The organism is Bradyrhizobium sp. USDA 4452 (assembly GCF_054063575.1).
Map to the genome: position 1 here is coordinate 6171181 of NZ_JBSSGK010000001.1, position 19067 is coordinate 6190247.

Sequence of the window (19067 nt, forward strand, 5' to 3'; positions counted from 1 at the left end):
TCCTAGTTAGGACACTCGGAAGAACAAACTAGGACACTTGGGGATCGGTATTCATGCAGCCGCTTTTCCTGATGGTCGTTAGCCGGGCGCTAACGGCAGCCTCGCTGCGTCCAAGTTGGATTGCGATTTCCCGCTGCGTCATCCCGGGTACGCCGGTGAGCGCGATCAGCGCAATGTCATCCTCAGCAGTCCAGTGCTTGGCTCGATTGATCGGCATGTAAGCGTCCCCACAAACTGCGCCGGTTCCTCCTTCGTAGCCGATGAAACATTGGGAAACAGTCCGTGCGACTACGGGATCGGGAAAAAGTGGCATAGGCCTATGCAAGAACCAGAGGTTGTCGCGGCAACTACTTGCGGTACCTAATGGCTCCCTAGAGCACCCGGGAGCCCTCCTTGGCATGTCTATTGTGGACGCGGCTAAGGCCCTTCTGGCATCCAAGCGAACCCCACTTAAGAATCCGGAACTTGCCGCGATGTTTAAGGCTGGTGGGCTTCATATGAACTCGAAAGAGCCCGCCAATACGATTGGCTCAGTGCTTACGCGCCGTATGGCCGACGTCGGTGACGTGGTGCGCGTGGGGCGCGGTACATGGGGTTTTAAGGAGTGGTACCCCAACCGAAGCTTCAAGGTGAAGGACGACGATAAAAGGGACGATAAGGGGCCTCAAGAAACGTCCGAATCTCCCATAAAGCCGCCCCCATACTGAAAGAGGCCGCCAACTGAGGCGGCCTTACTCTTTCGCTGGCTCGTTCTGCGGCTCAGGGGGCGGCGCGGCCTTCTTTTCCGAAAGCGGCCTGATCTTCTTCGACTTGGCGATCAGCTCGCGCAACCTGGCTCGGGCTCGCTTGGAAGAAGTGTCGTTGCGCCGCCCTTTTCTCGGTCCAGCCATACCGGTTTTCCTCTTGCGGGAATGGCTCCTGCGTCTTGCGACCGATGAATGTGTCAGGCGCCGGATTGTCCCTGAGTAGCTGAAATGCTCGCCCTGAGACCTTGATCGCTTCCTCGACTATCCGGGAGTCCAAGTTGTGCGATCGGTAGATGCGGTTGATGATGCGTTTATCAACCATGGCCGTGACCCGGATTGATCGACCTATCAACGCACACGCGCGAGACTTGTTTCTGTCGGAACTCCGTTCCCCCACGGAGAACCCCGGTAACACTCCATCGCTGTGGATGGAGAACAGTTGGCGGACCATAACGATTGCTATGTGCAGAACATCCACCGCGCGACTCAGTAGTTACCGAGAACAACGGCTAAGTATTGGTTTCCGTTCGCTTAATCCAAAGTAGGACACTGCAAAAATCAACTTAGAACACTGGGGCTTAAGTACGGACAGCACCCGTGAGTTCGTCGGGCAACGGCCAGCTCAGGCCTGCGGCCTCGAACCGCCGGATGGTGAGCCGCACTGTCGAGGGCGCCGCGCCCATCCGCCGAGCAATCTCGCGGCTCGGCAGTCCAGCCGCCTTCATCCTGATCACATCGCGCACACGGCGCGTCACAAGCCTCTCCGTCGGCATCCAGGGTCCCCCTTCGCAAAGCCGAAAGGGGGACCTTAAGGGAGCCAGAAGAGGCCTCGTCACCCGGATTCGCTCTTGCGATACCCCGGGCGACATCATCCCGGAATGGTGGGCGACTTCAAATCGGAAAGGTGGGCGAGATCATCTCGGAAAGCCGGGCGACACCGAGCGGAATCCGCACACGCTGTCGAGCGTTTTTGTCCGATGCTTGCTGGGGACCCGATTGAAACTGCATGACCGCTCCGTGACTGACACGCAATCGAGCCATTTTCGCCCCGCGCCAGTCAATATCGGCGGAGACATAAGAATGAGATGGTCGTGTACGCCGTCGACAGATACTCGGGGGCCCATCCCTTATTTAGCCAAGCTCTCCCTCGAAAAACAGAGTTCCATTGATGTCGGATGAGGGGAGCGCTCTGATCGCTTGGCTCCTGCTCGATCATGCATGTCGATGGTATGTCGGTCAACAATCATAATCGCAGACACCATTCCAACGTTAAGCCGGGAAGCGGCCACGATCTTTTTCTACAAGTTGGGGCCGGATCAGTACCGACTATGGAATTCGGAAATAGATAGCCCTCCTCTCTACAAGAAGGACATGGAAAAGGAGGAGCCAACGTCGCAAACAGGCAACGAGCTTGATCATGATGTGTCGAGACATCGAATGGGTTTGCGTTCGAACGCGATTTACAAAACTATCTCGTTAAGAACCTCGGTCGGATCGAGCCCGGCTTGCGTCTCTATGAGGAGGAAGAACTTACGGGCGTCGAGTTTGACGCCGGAGGACGCTTCATCGACATCCTCGCAATTGACGCTCAGGGCAGCTAGCCGTGTTCCTAGGCGCGATTGATCCGTGAGATCGAAACCTTCAAGGGCTGGGCGTTCAATGCGAATGCGCGGTTCGACTGCGCGGTAGGCGCGTGGGCCCGCAGGATACGGTCAATGTCGTCATAGACGTCGCCGAAATAGATCTTGTCGAGGCACTCCTTCACCTTGGCATCGTCCTTATCTATCTTAAGGCGGGCTGTGCGCAGGATATTCGGTACGACCTGATCCAGCTTTATCCTGTCATGCACGACGACGGTGCCCTTGATGTCCGGCTCGCTGGTCCAGAAGCCGGCCTTGTCGAAGAATATCATCGGCGTGAAATCCTTCGGCTCCTTGGCGTAGAAGTTCAATTCGACGTCCTGGAAGATCTCGCGCAGCGTTCCGCCACCGCCGTGCCCGTAGACGATGCCCGCGCGGGAGTTGTTCACAAGCGCCTCTTCGCGGATGCTGTTCTGGAAATACTTCCCGTAGTGGCTTGCGAACGGCATCGTGGGCTCGGCGCCATAAAGCCATGTCGGAATGGCCAGGCTGACGGGGAGCTCGCCTTCGGCCATCGATCTCGCCTTGAGCGAAGCCGCCAGCCAGTCCCGTGCCTGGATTAGCTTTCCTTCCATATCGGGCGCGACGTTACCGTCGCTGTCGATCAGGCCGTCAAGATTGGGAAATCTCGGGGTACCCTTCAGCAAAGCGAGCGCTTCGTCGAACTTGGCCGCGTTCCGCCCGGAGAAGACCACCCCGAAGTGCGCGGCTTCCATGATTCCCGGCCCGCCGCCGGTCACGATGAGGTAGCCACGCTCGTTGAGATGTCCGGCGAGGAGTGCCAGATCGCGGTAGGCAGCATCGTCGCGAGGGACCGAGTGCCCGCCCATGATCCCGACCAAAGGGCGGTCGTGCGCCTTCAAGAATCTGCGCAGGCCATCCCCGATGCATGAATCATGCTCCGCTTGTCTGCGCCTGATATCCAGCGTCTTCGGCACGGCACCACCTTCCTTCACAAACGCCCGGAATACCGAGAAATCGAAGGTCTTGGTGAAGGCGAGGGTGTGTTCCGGATTGAACCCGTCGAGGAGCTCCGTTGCGGTGTACAGCCCTTGAGGTGCGTCGAACATCTGCGTCTATCCTTTCGTGAAGTCCAGGCGGTGTTACGGCCAGATCTTGTTGAGGATCGCGGCCAGGCGTGCGCCGCATTTGACGTACTGGTCCTTCTTGGTCTGGTCCGCGTCGCGGAAATACGCGTCGTGGCCGTCCTGGAAATCGATGGACCATAGTCTCGGTCCAGTCTGGGTGTAATTCACCTTGGCCATGGCCCTCTTCGCGACTGCGATCGTGTCGCTCGCCCAGGCGACCGACCAGTCCTCAATCGCGCCGGTCTGGGGCGGGAGTGCTCTTGCTGCGTCGACCAGGGCTTGGGGCGCCGTATCCGTCAGGTCCTTCGGATTGTCATCCCACTCGGAATGAAAGTTGTCGCTTGCGCCATCCTTGATCCAATTGCCGCCGGCGGTCTCGGTGCTCGGATCGATCGTGTGGGTTACGTCCGGATCGACGAGGCTGCCGTCGGGTCCCAAATAGGGCGCGGCGACATGGAGCGGCTGGCCGAGGTCGCCGACAAGATGCGCGAGCATGAAAAGGGCTTCACGTTTGTTCTTGATATCGAACGGCGGCGGCGCGGGTCGGTCGAGGAGGACGGCGATCGCGGCGTTGATCGCCGCGACCAGATCATGGTCGTTGGTACCGACGTAGTTCCTGTCGAAACGGTCCCTTTGAACCGCAACGTCGTCGAAGTGATACGTGTTGTGGCAGCCGGTGTTGGCGCTGGTGTTCGGCACCTCGGGATACACGCAATTCATCCAGTTCCTTCCGACGTAGTCGATCATCGCGGAATGGTCGTTCGAAAATGCCTTACAGGGCTTGTCGTATTCCTCCTTAGGTGGAGAATAGGACAGGGTTCCGTCCGGCTGCTTGCGGACGCTCTTCACGCAGTCGAGCCACGGACCTGCTTCGCGCAGTCCGACGCCCAGGAGCAGCTTCACCTGCCGGGACGCGTTCACGGTCAGCAACTGGTCGGCGATGGAGCCCACGATCTGATGCCCCGTGGCGTTCCACGCGAACGCCCCTTGCGGGAGCAGAAGGGCGACCAGGAGCGACAATGTGGCTGCAAGTCTCGACATGATGCGGCGGTCCTCGTTCGTTGGTCAAAATTGGTGAAACGTCAGGCCTGACGGGCTGCGGCAGTGACGATCGTGTCGGCGAGTGCTTCGGCCATTCGGCGCGCGCTCCAGTCGCTGTGATGCAGCCGGTCGCCGTCCCGCGGATCGACGATGCGATCGAAGGAGACGTGCTCCACGAGGTGCCAACGCCGCATCATGTCGTAGAATACGTTGACCGGGTAGCGCGCGGCTTCGGCGGCGGATTTGATCAGATCAACCATTCGCTCGCCGGCTTCCTTCGTATCGGCCGGTGTAAGTAGCGCGGGCACGTATTGGGGATCCATCAGGATTACGTCCGCGCCGAGCTGCGAGAGCATCGCCAGGCCGTCGGAAATCGCTTCGGCAACTACGCCGAGGTCATATCCCTTCCACGCAGCATTCGTGCCGACCTGCCAGATGACCACGCTCGGCCGCTCGGCGATGACGTCCCTCTGCAATCGCTTCGCTTCATCGGGTGCCTCTTCGCCGCCGACGCCGCGATTGAGGACGTCGAAGACGTGGCCTTGGTACCGCTGGCGCAGGGCGCTCTCGAGACGTTGCGGGTAAGGAACGATGTCACCTTCGCCGGCGGTCGTGGACGAACCTATGGCGACCATCTTGATCGCGCCGGTGCCGGCCAAGTGCTCCGACAGAGCTAACATCCTGTGCTGGAAAGCCGTGGGTTTTACCGGAATGGCAGTCGTGGAGGGTGCTTCGGCCATGCGAGGACCTCGGAAATGTCACTCAGTCTGGAGGGCAAGTACGACAATGGGATTACGGATGCGAAATAAGTTGTGAAACGCTTCGAATGCTACCAGTGCTAGGGAGGCAAATCCAGTCCGTCATCGAGCCAAAATGCGGTCTCCCAAGACGCTCGTGGGAAATTCGCCGCTCGAACCGAAATGTCCGAAGCGTACCAAGCGATCGTTGAGCGATACAGCAGCCGTCGACGGCGGCGCTCGGCATGCAGCCTCATCTTTTCAGGACCTGGCGAGGGTTTCGTCAAGCTGCAGTCAAGCCCGTTCTCAGCGCCACATGCCGCGCATTCGGGCACCGATGTCGATCCGAGGACCTCGGCCAGCACCGCGCGCGGCCGCCGCAGCCGACATACTGGGCCAATTCGTCCTCTCGAACAGATTTAGCCGCTTCTCCGGAATGAAGCGGGTCCGTGACGCATAGACGTGACGGTCTCCTTGGGAATGCTGTCCGTGCGTGAAGAAGCGCTGCGGCACGACCAAGTGGAGGTGATCCTTCGCCCGCGTCATCGCGACGTACAGCAGTCGACGCTCTTCCTCGAGTTCAGCGGAGGTGCCGGCACCCAAATCTGAAGGCATGCAGCCGTCAACCACGTTGAGTGAATTTGCGTCGTTGCACTTTTCGCCGGGCCGGTCGTTCGCGATGGCCGAACGGGGAGGCGGCTTCTCGCTGCAATTCGGCCGCGGCGATCGGAAGAATTCCGGAGAGGGCAGCAGGTCTGCGGCCGACAAGCGGCCTTAGCCAATCATTCCTGGTCAATGAATCGACCGTGTTTCGTCAAGGCGGGAATCAAAACACTGTCGGCGAACTTACAGCCCGTCGATAGAATCGGTTTTTGGCCAGTTTTCTTGGCTTCTTCTGGAGCGTGGCCATCCCCGGCAGCGAGGCGAACTACCATGGGCGCGTATCCTGGCTCCCACGCTTGCGCGGAAGGAAAGTTGGTCCGGAGGCTACAGAGAATGGCCATGCCGGCATGATCGAGGTCGCCCCAGAAGGCTGCGTCGACGTCGATGTCGCTGTAGAAGGCCGCGTCGAAGGCCTCTAACTCGGTTGCAGCAGAGACAGCGTCCAGACAATAGAACGCCCTAGAGCCGGACGATTTTCGCATCCGTCCGGCCGTTCCCATGAAGCCGCTAGAATAGATCAAGGCAGCGCCGGCATAGGGAGTGAATCGTCCATGCGTGAGCGCTTCTCTGGCGTCGCGGATCGCGCGCTCGAATGACGCCTTGTTCTCGATGAACAGTATCCAGGAAAAAGCTCCCGAAAAATAAATGTTCAGATGGATCGGCTGAGCGGGGTAGGGACATTCCGCCATTCCAAGCAAAGCCGCAATGAGGTCGGACCGGTTGTCGAGGACCTTCGATAGTCCCCAGAACGTTCGGCTTGATACCTCCCGCAAATGTAGGCTTTCTCGTTCATCGTATAGGGCGCGGATCGAGATCAGACGACCGAAGACGTCGACTGCGGATCGTCCCGGGATGGAGATGGGAAGATCGCCAATGGCGTTCTTGATATCGTCACCGAGCTCGCTGGATCGGACCAGAGAGCGCCATTCCTCCGAATACTTCAGGCCAGGCCGTGGCCGGCTATAGAAGGTGCGAAGGCGACGGTCGGCAGAAGTTCGCAGCGCACGAAAGGCTGTTAAGAGACGGAAGGTCTGTGCGACCTCGTCAGAGCTGTTCTTAGTCGACAAGGGAGCTCCATACTCGACTAAAGCTTAGATCGCCCGATCCCAAATGCAAACAGGGAGTTAATCGTAACAATACGGACAGGACATGGATGAGGGTAGCCGCGGGAAATGTGACGTTGCGTCACTCGGTGGCCAAGCGGGGTTTTGATCACGTCGCGAGGCTCCGGAAGGTAAGGCGCCGAATCCTTCACCGCGAGCACGACTGGAGAGCAGGGGGTAGGCGGCGGCAGGTCGATGCGCGAAGGCTGGAACTCCGTCTTGCGCGAGCCGGCTGCCGACATCGTTCGGATATTCGAAGCCGACGCGCGCCATGTACCGGGTCGCATTCGACGTGAGCTGCATTTTTCTGCCAGAGTCCCTTGCTCCCGCAAAAATCCAATCCTATTTCAGCTCGGCCCGTGATTAGCACTCGCGGGAATCGATTGCTAATACCTGAAAATCCTCAAATCGTGCAAATGCTTAGGAGGGCTGCATGAAATTCCGTCCACTTCACGACCGCGTCGTGGTCAAGCGCATCGACGCCGAAGAGAAGACCGCGGGTGGCATCATCATTCCGGACAGTGCCAAGGAGAAGCCGTCGCAGGGCGAAGTCGTCGCCGTTGGCCCCGGCGGCCGCGACGAGAGCGGCAAACTGACCCCGATCGACGTCAAGGTCGGCGACCGCGTCCTGTTCGGCAAGTGGTCGGGCACCGAGGTCAAGATCGACGGCGAAGACCTGCTGATCATGAAGGAAAGCGACATCATGGGCGTGCTCGACGTCCCCGCTTCCAAGAAGAAAGCCGCCTAACCAACCGCTCGCACCGCTCACCCCTGAGGAGCGCCTGCCGGGCGCCTCGCCAAGGGTGGGACCAAGACAACTCAGGGAAACCAATATGTCAGCCAAAGAAGTCAAATTCGGCGTAGACGCACGCGACCGCATGTTGCGTGGTGTCGACATCCTCGCCAACGCGGTGAAGGTCACTCTCGGTCCGAAGGGCCGCAACGTGGTGCTCGACAAGTCGTTCGGCGCTCCCCGCATTACCAAGGACGGCGTCACCGTCGCCAAGGAGATCGAGCTCGACGACAAGTTCGAGAACATGGGCGCCCAGATGGTGCGCGAAGTCGCCTCCAAGTCCGCTGACGCGGCCGGCGACGGCACCACCACCGCCACCGTGCTCGCGGCTGCGATCGTCCGCGAGGGCGCCAAGTCGGTCGCCGCCGGCATGAACCCGATGGATCTGAAGCGCGGTATCGACCTCGCGGTCGAGGCCGTCGTGGCCGACCTCCAGAAGAACTCGAAGAAGGTCACCTCGAACGAGGAGATCGCCCAGGTTGGCACCATTTCGGCCAACGGCGATGCCGAGATCGGCAAGTTCCTCGCCGACGCCATGAAGAAGGTCGGCAACGAGGGCGTGATCACGGTCGAGGAAGCCAAGTCGCTCGAAACCGAACTCGACGTCGTCGAGGGCATGCAGTTCGACCGCGGCTACATCTCGCCCTACTTCGTGACCAACGCCGACAAGATGCGCGTTGAGATGGACGACGCCTACATCCTCATCAACGAGAAGAAGCTCTCCTCGCTGAACGAGCTGCTGCCGCTGCTCGAGGCCGTGGTGCAGACCGGCAAGCCGCTGGTCATCGTCGCTGAAGACGTCGAAGGCGAAGCGCTCGCCACCCTCGTCGTCAACCGCCTGCGTGGCGGCCTGAAGGTCGCGGCCGTCAAGGCTCCGGGCTTCGGCGATCGCCGCAAGGCCATGCTGCAGGACATCGCGATCCTGACCGGCGGCCAGGCGATCTCGGAAGACCTCGGCATCAAGCTCGAGAACGTCACCCTCAACATGCTCGGTCGCGCCAAGAAGGTGATGATCGACAAGGAAAACACCACGATCGTCAACGGCGCCGGCAAGAAGGCCGACATCGAGGCGCGGGTCACCCAGATCAAGGCGCAGATCGAGGAGACCACCTCGGACTACGACCGTGAGAAGCTGCAGGAGCGTCTCGCCAAGCTCGCGGGCGGCGTCGCGGTGATCCGCGTCGGCGGCGCGACCGAGGTCGAGGTGAAGGAGCGCAAGGATCGCGTTGATGACGCGATGCATGCGACCCGCGCGGCGGTCGAGGAAGGTATCGTCCCAGGCGGCGGCGTCGCTCTGCTCCGTGCCGCCGAACAGCTCAAGGGCCTGCGCACCAAGAACGACGACCAGAAGACCGGCGTCGAGATCGTACGCAAGGCGCTGTCCGCGCCGGCCCGCCAGATCGCGATCAACGCCGGTGAAGACGGTTCCGTGATCGTCGGCAAGATCCTCGAGAAGGAACAGTACGCCTACGGTTTCGACTCGCAGACTGGCGAGTACGGCAACCTGGTGTCCAAGGGCATCATCGACCCGACCAAGGTCGTGCGCACGGCGATCCAGAACGCCTCCTCCGTGGCGGCGCTGCTGATCACCACCGAGGCCATGGTCGCCGAGCTGCCGAAGAAAGCCGCAGCCGGCCCGGCCATGCCCCCGGGCGGCGGCATGGGCGGCATGGGAGGCATGGACTTCTGATCCAGCCGCATCGAAGAATACGAGAATTACAGAACCCCGGCACCAATGCCGGGGTTTTTCCTTGTCGCCGCGTTCATGTCCTTTGTTATGCTGGTGCGCGGAGCCCGAGCCCTGAGCTTCATGCGGAAGTTGAAAAAGGCCAGTGTCCTCCAGCCTCTCACTTACAGCGGAAGCTGAAGCAGGTCTCTTCCGACAACGATGTTGCCTCCATAATGTCGTCCGAACCGCGTCCCTCGATACCTCGGGTGCCACGTTGTTATCACCCGCAGGCACGAAATGATTGAGAACAAGTGTTTTAACGTTCGCCATCGCTGCGATGCAGCCCACCGCATCCGCGCGGGTGTAATGGCTCTGAATACTGGCCTTCAACCTTTCGGCGTTCGGCACGCGGCGCGCAGCGGCGTCCAGACCGCGTTCGTACAACGCTTCGTGCACGAGATAATTGGCTCCCTTCGCGAAGTCAGCGAGCGGCGGAAGGAACGCAGGTGTCGCCTGAAAAAACACCGTCTTGTCTTTCAACTGGAATTTGAACGCATCGACCCGACCAAACAACCGTCGCGCCGTGCTCGTCACTGTCTAGGACGCTATGCGCCGGCTCCGCCGGTGGCGCGTGCAGCGGCATCCTAGACAGCACCTGCGCGCGACGCTCCTTGGAGGGGCAGGTCGGGCCTGGTTGTCGATCGAGAATGCGGGTCTCGATGGGCTTTCGCCGCCTACCGACTTCCAGTTGCTTGAGAGTTTTCGCTTCACGCTGTTTCTTGCGCGTGTGGCTTGCGCCGTGCTCTCATGAAGCTGAGCCGCACAGCGTCTCGACTATTTGCCCTCGGTCTCTGGCGCTCGATAAGGGTCTCTCGTCATTCTGGGGGCTAGTCGCATCCGGCGAGCGGGCGATTGATTGCCGGTAACTGATCTGGCGCGATCGCGCTAGCTGGTCCCAATAAAAGCGGCGCCATAGACACTTGGCGTCCTGTCAGCTTCTCGTCAGCTACCTCGCCTAGCATGGGTTCGACAATCCGAGTTTCCGCATCCGATCCGAACATATCGATCGAGATTGGAAGGGAGCAGCTTCAACGCGGCCAGCGCGGCTCCGCCTCTCACTGTAACAACTCCTTCAGCGCTTCTGCCGGCGCTTTTTCATCCTAGAAAGTCCGCTCTCGGTCCAGCAATGAGGGCGACTTCGTCAGGTCTTCATTGTGCGAAATGCTGATGCGACGGCCATTGAGCTTAAGGTGCGTGGGTGTTGATGGCAACGTAAAGAGTTGAATTTAAAGCGGCTTACGCGCCGGCGATGGCCCAGCACTGCTTGTCACGCGACCCGCGCGATCGCACGGCTTCGACATTGCGGGTCTTGTGCCGCGCGATGGCCGAGACTGCACCGCGGCTTGCTTCCGACCTCTCGATCGCAGCGGCCGCACAAGATGTCCATGCCCGCTACGAGCCTGGGTGGTGGCGACGCAAACGGATGGGGTACGTCCTCTTGGTTGTTAGTGCTCGGTTCCCTGCACTGAGACAAAACGACCGGACTCATTTCGATCCCGCTTTCTTCTAGATCCGATTCTGGACCGTTAGATCTGTAGATCGACCTGCGTCCAACCGGAGGAGAAGACCCGAAAGTTTCGTATGCGAAAGCGCTGCGGGGCGAAGGCCTGGCGGCTGCTGAAGCCAAGAACGCCGGCCGTCAGAGCGCTGCATCGGGCGCTCTCGCGCGCGATTGCGCCGACGCAAAAATTGCCTGCTGCGAATCAATGCCAGCAATACTTGGGTATCCGACACTGCGAGACGACACGTGAATGACCACATAGATTCCAAAAGCTGCGTTCAAATCGACCCTGTCGACCTGCTGCCCGATGAGGGCGCTCGGCAGCGGTTCGATGCGATTGTGGATCGTGCGGCGGATGCGCGATCAACGTGGGTGCCGCTTGACGAGGAGATGCGAGCGACTCGTGGCGAGCTTCATCGCGTCGAGACCCGCCGCAAACGGCTGATATTGGCCCGCACCGCCGGCGATCCCGGCGCGGACGAGGAGGACGTGCAAATCCGTGACCTCGACGTGCAAGCCGCCGGACTCGCTGAAAAGTTGCGTTGCCTCATCGGTCGGGAGGCGACCGCTGGCGCCCGCATGCGGAGCTGTGGGAGCCTGGCATCCCGCTGCCGGGCCTTTCTGGTTCGCGGTAGCCTGCCGTCGGGCATGCGTCTTGCCTCGGTCTCGCAAATCGCGCTGTCGGAGATTCTAAATCGAGACGAGCCGATCAGTGAGGCTCTCAACCGCCTGCGCCTGCACCTTGGCGAACTCGAGGCCGAGGCGCACCGGATCCGCAATGCGCCATTTCCCAGTGAGGCAAAGAAGCGAGACGCGGCGGCGCTGATCGCACGGCTGGCGGAACGTGGGGCGCCGTGTATCACGGCTATGATTGATGATAACGCGAGTGAGATCAAATGGCCGGTCACCCTCCAGGAGCACCATCTGATGGCTGCCGTCCTCGATGCGGGCACGCGGGTTGTGGGCAGAGCGTCTGGCCAGGTTCCCGATGTGATCGGGCTGATCTGTTGGGTCCTTCGTGACACTCTGACCGAAAAGGTGAACGAACTGATCGACACCAACAGCGACGATGCCGCCGCGGTCCCGGCGGATGAGCGTCAAAAGCAGCTGGCCAGAATCGAAGCTGACAAATTGATGATCGAACGCAAGGAGGCCGCCCTAGTACAAGCCGCCCAGGATGCGGGCGAGGCCATCGAACACCGCACTGACATCAGCGTTCTGGCCGCGCTTCAGCTCCAGCTAGTCACGCCGGCACTATGACGACGGCACACCAATATTCTCGGTGCTCATGAAAGAAGGCGGCGCCAATCCGCAGTTGCCGGACGCCGTCCGCACTGGACTGCGCGCCGGCGACCTGCGGCCGTGGGCGCCGTTCGAAATGCTGTCCCCGCCGAAGTCGACGGCCAGGAGCAGCAGGCCGATTTCGTCATCGACTTCCCGGCCTTCACGATCAACGGCAACGCGAGCGGACGGAGGTTTGGGACAGGAAAGGACAGCAAAAAGGACGTCCCTTTTGGGCGGCGCATCGGCGTGATCGGTGGGCCGGCTGGAAGTTCTTGAAGGACCATCGGAGCGCCGCGTCCGTTCGGAAGCCGAGAGAGTTCGGCTCGTCATAGATGTCGGCCTGGGGCTCGCCCCCGTTGTCGAATACGTGGATGGAGCCGAACATCCCGCAGAGCTGTAACACTTTTGGTCCTACCAGGGCCTTTCCCAGAGCGGGTGACGCGACCCCCGGCCTGCTCCGATCAGCGCGCCGCATTTCTGCGCTGGGCCGGAAGTTATAGACGGGATCGTATCGGGCAATGTCGCGCCGGTCATTCGCTACATGCGCGGGTGATTATCTCGCCATTCCTGGAGCGCCTCTGCGGGCTCGTCATCAAGTAGTCGCCGAAGCTCCCGTGGAGAGAACTGCTCAGGCTCCCAAGTAAACTCTTCCAGATCGATGGAAACCGACAGATCAGGATGATTGTCTCCTAGCCCGTGAAGCTCGTCATGCAACTGTTTTTCCAGTCGCTGGAGTTCCTCCGAAGCGGCGGCGCCTGCCCACGGCGTGGCTTCATCTTCCAGATGATTTAGTACTCGCCGAAGCTCTCCCCGAGGGAGCTGCTCTGAACAGGATGCGGTTTGCTCCTGCATAAAAGCCGATGGGGCGAGGTGATCATCTCGCCATTCCTGAAGCTCCTCTGCTGGCTCGTCATCAAACGCTAGCAGGAGCTCCTCTGGAAAGAACAGCTCGCGATCCAAAGTAAGGTCTTCCGGATCGATGGGAAACGACAGAGCAGGATGATTATCTCCTAATCCTTGAAACTCGTCATGGAACTGCTTTTCCAGTCGCTCCTCTGAAAAGTCGGAGACTGCGGACGGCATGGCTTGATTACCCGAATGATCCAGCACTCGCCGAAGCTCCCCCTGAGGGAGTTGCTCTGAATGGAAGGCGGCTTGCTCCTGAACGAAAGGCGAGGCGGCGGGTTGACCGTCCTGTTCCTCCCGAAGCTCCTTTAGCCGAGTACTCGCTTCGTGCCGCGCGCTGCGCTGCGCAGCGGCGTCGTCGGTGCGACGCGGTACCATCTGCACAGCGCTTTCGGGATTGAGGGCCACGTTCTGGTGGGAAGCCTTAAGCTTAGCGCTCGCGCGGCCAGGTTGCGTGGGCGCGACCACTCCCGTTTTCCGAAAGGTGTGGAAATATTCCAAAGCTTTGAGGAGATTTGCATCAATCCCTCCGGAGTACTTGAACAGGGCCTCATCGTCGCTCAGCGACTTGCTGTCCAGCCGAGCAACAATGCTCGGCCTGTTGTTTTCGAACAGCCAACGGCTAAAGCCAACAAGGCCGTTTCCAAGCTGCCTTGCCGATTTGGAGGTCATGCCGCCCCGGATAAGGGCCTGCTCAAGCCCGAAGACGGCGGCAGCATCCTCGGAATAAAAAGGCCGCTTGTCCGACTGCCCCCGGATTATGACGCCTGTTGAGGCAACCTGCGGTGCTGCGCTACTTACTTCTGAAGCGACGTTTGCACTTGGTTGTCGGTTTGCCACAACCTCTTCCAGATCGTTCGGCGTCCTCAGTCTCTTCGCTGCTCTCGAAGGAGCGGCGTCAGAATTAGGGGCATAACAGTCACGAAGGACTCCTACCGCTGACCTCATATGCCCGTCTTTCGGAAAATAAGTATTTGCGTATTCGAGCAGGGACTTGTGGTGCGCTAAATCGGTCGTTTGGCCGCGACCGCGGAGATCATTCGCCAGTTGACGAAGCGCCCGAGTATAACGTTTTACCGTTTCAGGTTTTGGGCTTTTCTGAGCTGCATATTGAGTAATCACGCTATCGATAAAGTTTCGGTCCTCTGTAGACAGATTGGGATAGGCGGGGTCGAGGCCATGATACGCACAAAGGACGCTTAGCCCTCTCTTCATATATTCGTCTTTCGGGAAGTAAGTATTAGCGTGATCGAGCAGGGACTTGTAGTCCGCTAGATCGATTGTTTGGCCGCGAGCGCGGACATCATTCGCTAGTCGACGAAGTGCCGTAGAATTATATGTAGCCGTTGCAGGTTGTACGTTTTTCTGAGTCGCATATTGAGTAATCATTCTATCGATAAGGCTCCGGTCTTCCGGAGACAGGCAAGGGTAGTTGGAGTCAATGTCATGATACGCACCAAGGACGCTCAGTCCCGCCTTAATATTTGAGTCGTTCGGAAAATAAGTATTTGCGTATTCGAGCAGGGACTCGTGGTCTGCTAGATCGGTCGTTTGGCCGCGCGCGCGGAGATCATTCACCAGTCGATGAAGTACCTGCGTATAGTGTCTAACCGTTCCAGGTGTTGGCTTTTTCTGAGCCGCATATTGAGTAATCACGCTCTCGATAAGGCTCTGGTCTTCTGTGGACAGATTGGGATAGGCGGGGTCCCTGCTGGCGATGGGAGAGGCTTGGCTTGCCTCGGCCAAGTGCTGCTCAAATTGCACGGCCTCGTCCGTCTGCGACGCTTCGGGGACCGCGTGCTGCACTTGCGACGAAGCTGGCACATTAAATGCCTTAAAGTCTTGCGCGTTCACGTTAGCCTCATGTTCATGCTCACCCGAGCAGGTCTTCTACTCGGGCTGACTTTCGAGAACCTGACATGATCATGGGCACGTAAGGGGCGAACCGGCCCATATCGGAACCGACATCGCTCGGGATCAGCATCTCCGCAAAGGTGACTTGAGTTCGCCGCTAAGCTGCTTGCAGCGGCACGGGCGAAGGGAGGATCCTTGTCAACTGCGCATTCCGCCCCGGCTAACGTGAGATCAGCTCGCTCAATAAGCCTTTATCCCGGCACTTCCGCCGGGTAGCCGCCCGCTACGACAAGCTTGCAGCCAACTTCCTCGCTATGGTGCAGCTGCGCCTCGCAAAAGTTCACGTTGCGTTAAGCGCCATCGGCGAGGCCAGGCGGGGTGGCAAATCGGCGTTCCGTCAGCAGAGAATGGCGTCTAGTTTCGCGCATCTTGTCCTGAAACCAATCTTCTGTGGCTTCGACAAAGCCGAGAAGACGCGACCGATCAAGCTCTCCGTCGTCGGCCTCTTGCTGCGCGGCCTGGCCCAAGAACAGCCGCACAAATAGGGACGGGGGGAATTCGCCGTCCTCGTATCTCTTGAACAGCTCGTGCAGCGGCAGCATCCCGCGCGTGGCTATTTCCTGGAATAATTCCATGACAATCACCTGCTAGTCAGAAAACCCAAGTTCGCGCTTTGCGACCTCGATCGCCTCCATCGAATCCCGGGCCAGACGGCTGTCGACCTCGTGGAAGTAGCGCCCGCCGTCCCGTTCGTAGCTGACGCGCCAAGCGTAGTGACCAGGGTGGCCCCCGACGTGTAGCGGGCCAATACCCGCGCCCATGATCTGGATGGTCATTTCGACTCCTCGCCAGTGTTGTTGGATACCTTCACCTAATCCACCAGGCACTCGACGAATCGCGGTTCCAGCCCGCGACAAGGACAGGCTGAAAACGTGGCCCCATTTTGCTATGCAAAATTGTGATACCTAAATGGAGCGACCGCGATCTCAATCTAGAGCCGGAGCACATTCCGACACCCGACCGCATGGTGTTGTACTATCGGTCTCAACGTTCACAGATCATCCCGTTGGACCATCGAGTCCCTGATCTGGTCTAATCCTCGCTGAACGTGAGGACAGATATCAGCGCTCTTGTGTTTGCAGAGACGTGCCATTCGCTTTCGAAGATCCGAAAGATTTTGCTGCTCGGACGCCCTCGAGATGAGCTTCGATGCCGCACTCGGGACATTTGAAACGTCAGGTTCGCTTTGCATATCTCAGTCTCTCAGCGCTGATGTCTGGGTTGTATCGTGAAGCGCTCGTCCCTGTGTTTAGCCATAAGAGCAAGCGCCGAACGCTAGATCGTGACGTATTTTTGCTCCGTGTCAGTAAGGAAACAGATCGCGGACCCGGATGAAGGGAGAGCCGGTTTCGGCGGCTCGGCGAACTTTGCGTTCCAGGACCTGGGCGAGCGATATTTCCCGGTGTAGCATTTCGTATAGGTCCAGACCCGTCCATGCAGATGACACGTTTACCGCGGCCAAAGGCTATCAGGCCGTCATCGGTAAAGCCGCTGTTGCTGACGAACAAGCCTCGTGTCCAAGCCGCCTTTTGTTCGATCTTCCCGTGGAAGACATGGAGCTCGGCGACGCCGATGGGATGTCCATGCCATTTTGCCTCAAGCAGATAGGTGTCGCCGCCTAGCTGGAAGCTGCCGTCGATCTGCTCGCCGCGCAGGCGGAAAGGTTCGCGCGTGACCAAACCGAACGCGTCGAAGAGGCGCTTGAGGAAGTCCTCGAATGCAAAGCCGCGTTCCTGTGGACCGAGGGCCGCCACTTTGAGGAGATCAGCTTTGATTTTAGCGAGGCTCTGCTGGTCGAGCACGTTGGCGGTCGCGGCGGCATTTGTTGACTGCGGCATGACGGCACCGGAGAGGCGCTTGATTAAACCTTCGTAGCGGCTTTCGGCGTTGACGACGGGATCTGTTCCGGCAGTGCGGGCAAGATATTCGGAGCGATGTTCCCAGAGAGCCCCCAATGTACGGACGGCCGTGGCGTCATCGCAGCTTTGCAGGAAGCACCGAAGGCGCTTGCCTTTCGAGCGTCCGTTGACCGAATATTCGGGGGCGTCGATGTTGACCTTAAGTTCAGAGGCGAAGAAGTCGGCAAAGCTAGCGTCGGAAAAGTCCAGCACGAAACCGGGGCCTCGGACGAAGTCGACGAGGTCATCTACCAGGCGCAAGTCTATTGATCGTATCGAGCTAATGAGCGTCATCCTCCTCCGAGTCGCACGATTTTATCGATTGATCTTGCTGGCCTCAACACGTTCCGGTAGTGCCCGAGACGAGACTCTGGACCGGGCGTGGCGAGCATCGCTTGTGCGCCCCGCATGCTGCGGCCGACGCTGACCTAGCCTCAACTAGCGACACAGGAGGGAGTAACAAATACGGACCGTGTCACCTTCTGAATGAACTGCTTCCGTATCGGATGCAGGCAATTGAAACGCTCAACTTAGCGCTCAATCTCAGCACTAGTTGGGGTGCGGCCCCCATGACACTCTATGCGGGCGACAAGTTGGTGATCGAAGGCACCTTACGCGGCTTCACAAATCCCTGCATCGAAGCCGGGATGATGCACTGTCGTGCGCTGCTTGAGTTTCTAGGGCTATGCGACAAGAATGGCAGGCTCGGCAATATCGGCTATTCGGAATACGGTGTGGAGCAGGTCCGATTATTCGCTTAATCCGCAGCCGAAGCAGCCGGATGCCTGTTAGGCGGTCCAGGGATCGATTATCGTCAGACCGGCAGCCTTGAACGCACTCGTGTCGCGCGATGCCACGGCAAACCCCTGCACGGCGGCGATCGCGGCGACGTAGCCGTTGGGCGTGGGGAAGCCTTTTCCGGCCGCGCGCGCCTTGACGGTGAGATCGGCATACCGCCGCGCCGCGGCGGTGTCGAAGGGCAGGATGCGGGCCGAGAACAAGTCCAGCACACCATCGAGCGTAGCTGCCAACCTGTCCTTGCGCCTGCCGCGCGGCAGCGCGCCGATGCCGAACAACAGTTCGGCGACGGTGACGCTGGAGAGAAACACCGTCTCGGCCGCCTGGGCGTCGAGCCAGCCGCGGACCGATGGATGTGGTTCGGGCTTCATCGCCTCTGAGACCACATTGGTATCGAGCAGGATCATTCGACGCGCATCGGCTCGGCGGGATGCGTGCCGCGGCCATGCTCGAGCGCCTCGACATCGGCATTGGTGAGGCCGATCTTCCTGCTCAACTCCGAAAGGGCGGTGCCGAGCCGCAGCCGGCCCTCGGGACGCACGGCGGCCTCCAGAATGGCGCGCATTTCCGCTTCCGCGCTGCGATTATGCTGCGCCGCGCGGACTTTCAGGGCGCGATGCGCCTCCTCGGACAGGTTACGGATGGTGACGGCGGCCATGATAGCATCCTCCCGGGGATCGATAGCGATGATATCAAATCGAGCGTTTGATAGCATTTTTCAAGGGGCGCAGTGGGTCACGCGCTGGGCTCGGGCGGCCGACGAGCGCGGCCGGCCCCGATGGCTCAATACCTTCCATCTGCGGATAATCCGGTTTTTCCGTAACCCCACACCGTAGTCCGAACAGCCGCAATATCGAGATGCGGCGCTCAACTGACATGGGGATAGAGGATTTCAACACCTCGTCTGGCGCGCCGCTCAAGAAGGTGGCACCTGCCGATGCCACAGACCGCTATCCTGGCCCGAGCGGTGAAGCGGAGAATGCACGTTCGGCATTGGAAGGCCAGGCAATCCCTGAAACTTACTGAGGCTGTCCTTCTCCACTTCGACAGACACCGGCAGACCCGCCTCTGGCATCGCGAGGACGGAGGTCTCCTATTCGCCCGGTTAGCGCTTCCGACAGTATAGGCTAAACGGCTTCGTGATGGTGATCGTCGGGAGCGCGCCCTTCACCAGCGGCCTACCGTGACGCTTCTCGGGTGCACCCGCTGCGAGGCGCATCACTTGG

19 protein-coding genes and 1 pseudogene are annotated in these 19067 nt (G+C 59.7%); 6 read left to right on the forward strand and 14 right to left on the reverse strand.

From position 1 onward, the window contains the following. Positions 1-28: 28 nt before the first annotated feature. Entirely contained in the window at positions 29-217 is a 189-nt protein-coding gene (locus tag ACVISU_RS29160; RefSeq protein ID WP_456709198.1) for a sigma factor-like helix-turn-helix DNA-binding protein, read from the reverse strand. Between the two features lie 181 nt (positions 218-398). Here ACVISU_RS29160 and ACVISU_RS29165 point away from each other — a divergent pair, with 181 nt between their 5' ends. Then, positions 399-707 (forward strand): winged helix-turn-helix domain-containing protein, encoded by a 309-nt coding sequence (locus tag ACVISU_RS29165; RefSeq protein WP_456709199.1) that lies wholly within the window; start codon positions 399-401, stop codon positions 705-707. A gap of 52 nt (positions 708-759) precedes the next feature. On the opposite strand, the gene ACVISU_RS29170 is transcribed toward ACVISU_RS29165, so the two are convergent. From ACVISU_RS29170 to ACVISU_RS29200, 7 genes and pseudogenes are all read right to left on the reverse strand, one after another. Beyond that, positions 760-1068 (reverse strand): hypothetical protein, encoded by a 309-nt coding sequence (locus ACVISU_RS29170; RefSeq protein ID WP_456709200.1) that lies wholly within the window; start codon positions 1066-1068, stop codon positions 760-762. 256 nt (positions 1069-1324) lie between these two features. Then, positions 1325-1501, reverse strand: coding sequence for a helix-turn-helix domain-containing protein (locus ACVISU_RS29175; protein ID WP_456709201.1), 177 nt, complete (start codon positions 1499-1501; stop codon positions 1325-1327). 854 nt (positions 1502-2355) lie between these two features. Continuing rightward, positions 2356-3456 (reverse strand): hypothetical protein, encoded by a 1101-nt coding sequence (locus tag ACVISU_RS29180; RefSeq protein ID WP_456709202.1) that lies wholly within the window; start codon positions 3454-3456, stop codon positions 2356-2358. Between the two features lie 33 nt (positions 3457-3489). Continuing rightward, positions 3490-4494 (reverse strand): S1/P1 nuclease, encoded by a 1005-nt coding sequence (locus ACVISU_RS29185; RefSeq protein ID WP_456709203.1) that lies wholly within the window; start codon positions 4492-4494, stop codon positions 3490-3492. Positions 4495-4556: 62 nt separating this feature from the next. Then, positions 4557-5255, reverse strand: a complete 699-nt coding sequence (locus ACVISU_RS29190) for an SGNH/GDSL hydrolase family protein (RefSeq protein WP_456709204.1) — start codon at positions 5253-5255, stop codon at positions 4557-4559. Positions 5256-5558: 303 nt separating this feature from the next. Then, positions 5559-5891 (reverse strand): annotated as a pseudogene (locus ACVISU_RS29195) (3'-5' exonuclease); the annotation flags it as partial. A gap of 143 nt (positions 5892-6034) precedes the next feature. Continuing rightward, a complete protein-coding gene (locus ACVISU_RS29200; protein ID WP_456709205.1) occupies positions 6035-6982 on the reverse strand; it encodes a hypothetical protein in 948 nt (315 codons plus the stop codon). 469 nt (positions 6983-7451) lie between these two features. Between ACVISU_RS29200 and groES the strand changes: the two genes are divergently transcribed. The 4 genes from groES to ACVISU_RS29220 all read left to right on the forward strand — a co-directional run bounded on the left by groES (position 7452) and on the right by ACVISU_RS29220 (position 12301). After that, the gene (gene groES, locus ACVISU_RS29205; protein ID WP_456709206.1) at positions 7452-7766 is read left to right on the forward strand and encodes a co-chaperone GroES; all 315 of its coding nucleotides are present in this window, start codon (positions 7452-7454) and stop codon (positions 7764-7766) included. An 85-nt stretch (positions 7767-7851) separates the two neighbouring features. Continuing rightward, entirely contained in the window at positions 7852-9501 is a 1650-nt protein-coding gene (groL, locus tag ACVISU_RS29210; protein WP_456709207.1) for a chaperonin GroEL, read from the forward strand. Positions 9502-9777: 276 nt separating this feature from the next. After that, the gene (locus tag ACVISU_RS29215) at positions 9778-10128 is read left to right on the forward strand and encodes a hypothetical protein (protein WP_456709208.1); all 351 of its coding nucleotides are present in this window, start codon (positions 9778-9780) and stop codon (positions 10126-10128) included. A gap of 1159 nt (positions 10129-11287) precedes the next feature. Next, positions 11288-12301 (forward strand): hypothetical protein, encoded by a 1014-nt coding sequence (locus ACVISU_RS29220; RefSeq protein WP_456709209.1) that lies wholly within the window; start codon positions 11288-11290, stop codon positions 12299-12301. Between the two features lie 561 nt (positions 12302-12862). On the opposite strand, the gene ACVISU_RS29225 is transcribed toward ACVISU_RS29220, so the two are convergent. The 4 genes from ACVISU_RS29225 to ACVISU_RS29240 form a co-directional block, all read right to left on the reverse strand. Further along, positions 12863-15085, reverse strand: coding sequence for a hypothetical protein (locus ACVISU_RS29225; RefSeq protein WP_456709210.1), 2223 nt, complete (start codon positions 15083-15085; stop codon positions 12863-12865). 350 nt (positions 15086-15435) lie between these two features. Then, positions 15436-15720: a hypothetical protein gene (locus tag ACVISU_RS29230; protein ID WP_456709211.1), complete on the reverse strand. Its 285-nt coding sequence runs from the start codon at positions 15718-15720 to the stop codon at positions 15436-15438. A gap of 12 nt (positions 15721-15732) precedes the next feature. Next, positions 15733-15921 (reverse strand): hypothetical protein, encoded by a 189-nt coding sequence (locus ACVISU_RS29235; protein ID WP_456709212.1) that lies wholly within the window; start codon positions 15919-15921, stop codon positions 15733-15735. A gap of 399 nt (positions 15922-16320) precedes the next feature. Beyond that, on the reverse strand, positions 16321-17304 hold the full coding sequence (locus tag ACVISU_RS29240; RefSeq protein WP_456709213.1) for a restriction endonuclease: 984 nt from the start codon (positions 17302-17304) through the stop codon (positions 16321-16323). 308 nt (positions 17305-17612) lie between these two features. Here ACVISU_RS29240 and ACVISU_RS29245 point away from each other — a divergent pair, with 308 nt between their 5' ends. Further along, positions 17613-17804 (forward strand): hypothetical protein, encoded by a 192-nt coding sequence (locus ACVISU_RS29245; RefSeq protein WP_456709214.1) that lies wholly within the window; start codon positions 17613-17615, stop codon positions 17802-17804. A 27-nt stretch (positions 17805-17831) separates the two neighbouring features. On the opposite strand, the gene ACVISU_RS29250 is transcribed toward ACVISU_RS29245, so the two are convergent. Both ACVISU_RS29250 and ACVISU_RS29255 read right to left on the reverse strand, forming a co-directional pair. Beyond that, entirely contained in the window at positions 17832-18248 is a 417-nt protein-coding gene (locus ACVISU_RS29250; protein WP_456709215.1) for a PIN domain-containing protein, read from the reverse strand. Further along, positions 18245-18499 carry a FitA-like ribbon-helix-helix domain-containing protein gene (locus ACVISU_RS29255; protein ID WP_456709216.1) on the reverse strand — a complete coding sequence of 85 codons (255 nt, stop codon included), beginning with the start codon at positions 18497-18499 and terminating at the stop codon, positions 18245-18247. The genes ACVISU_RS29250 and ACVISU_RS29255 overlap by 4 nt, the downstream gene beginning before the upstream one ends. Positions 18500-19067: the final 568 nt, after the last annotated feature.

Bases quoted from the DNA above. Each gene is read 5' to 3' on its own strand.
- ACVISU_RS29180 (WP_456709202.1), bottom strand. From the start codon at position 3,456: ATGTTCGACGCACCTCAAGGGCTGTACACCGCAACGGAGCTCCTCGAC.
- ACVISU_RS29245 (WP_456709214.1), top strand. From the start codon at position 17,613: ATGACACTCTATGCGGGCGACAAGTTGGTGATCGAAGGCACCTTACGC.
- ACVISU_RS29235 (WP_456709212.1), bottom strand. From the start codon at position 15,921: ATGACCATCCAGATCATGGGCGCGGGTATTGGCCCGCTACACGTCGGG.
- groES (WP_456709206.1), top strand. From the start codon at position 7,452: ATGAAATTCCGTCCACTTCACGACCGCGTCGTGGTCAAGCGCATCGAC.
- ACVISU_RS29215 (WP_456709208.1), top strand. From the start codon at position 9,778: ATGATTGAGAACAAGTGTTTTAACGTTCGCCATCGCTGCGATGCAGCC.
- groL (WP_456709207.1), top strand. From the start codon at position 7,852: ATGTCAGCCAAAGAAGTCAAATTCGGCGTAGACGCACGCGACCGCATG.
- ACVISU_RS29160 (WP_456709198.1), bottom strand. From the start codon at position 217: ATGCCGATCAATCGAGCCAAGCACTGGACTGCTGAGGATGACATTGCG.
- ACVISU_RS29170 (WP_456709200.1), bottom strand. From the start codon at position 1,068: ATGGTTGATAAACGCATCATCAACCGCATCTACCGATCGCACAACTTG.
- ACVISU_RS29255 (WP_456709216.1), bottom strand. From the start codon at position 18,499: ATGGCCGCCGTCACCATCCGTAACCTGTCCGAGGAGGCGCATCGCGCC.
- ACVISU_RS29165 (WP_456709199.1), top strand. From the start codon at position 399: ATGTCTATTGTGGACGCGGCTAAGGCCCTTCTGGCATCCAAGCGAACC.
- ACVISU_RS29190 (WP_456709204.1), bottom strand. From the start codon at position 5,255: ATGGCCGAAGCACCCTCCACGACTGCCATTCCGGTAAAACCCACGGCT.
- ACVISU_RS29250 (WP_456709215.1), bottom strand. From the start codon at position 18,248: ATGATCCTGCTCGATACCAATGTGGTCTCAGAGGCGATGAAGCCCGAA.
- ACVISU_RS29230 (WP_456709211.1), bottom strand. From the start codon at position 15,720: ATGGAATTATTCCAGGAAATAGCCACGCGCGGGATGCTGCCGCTGCAC.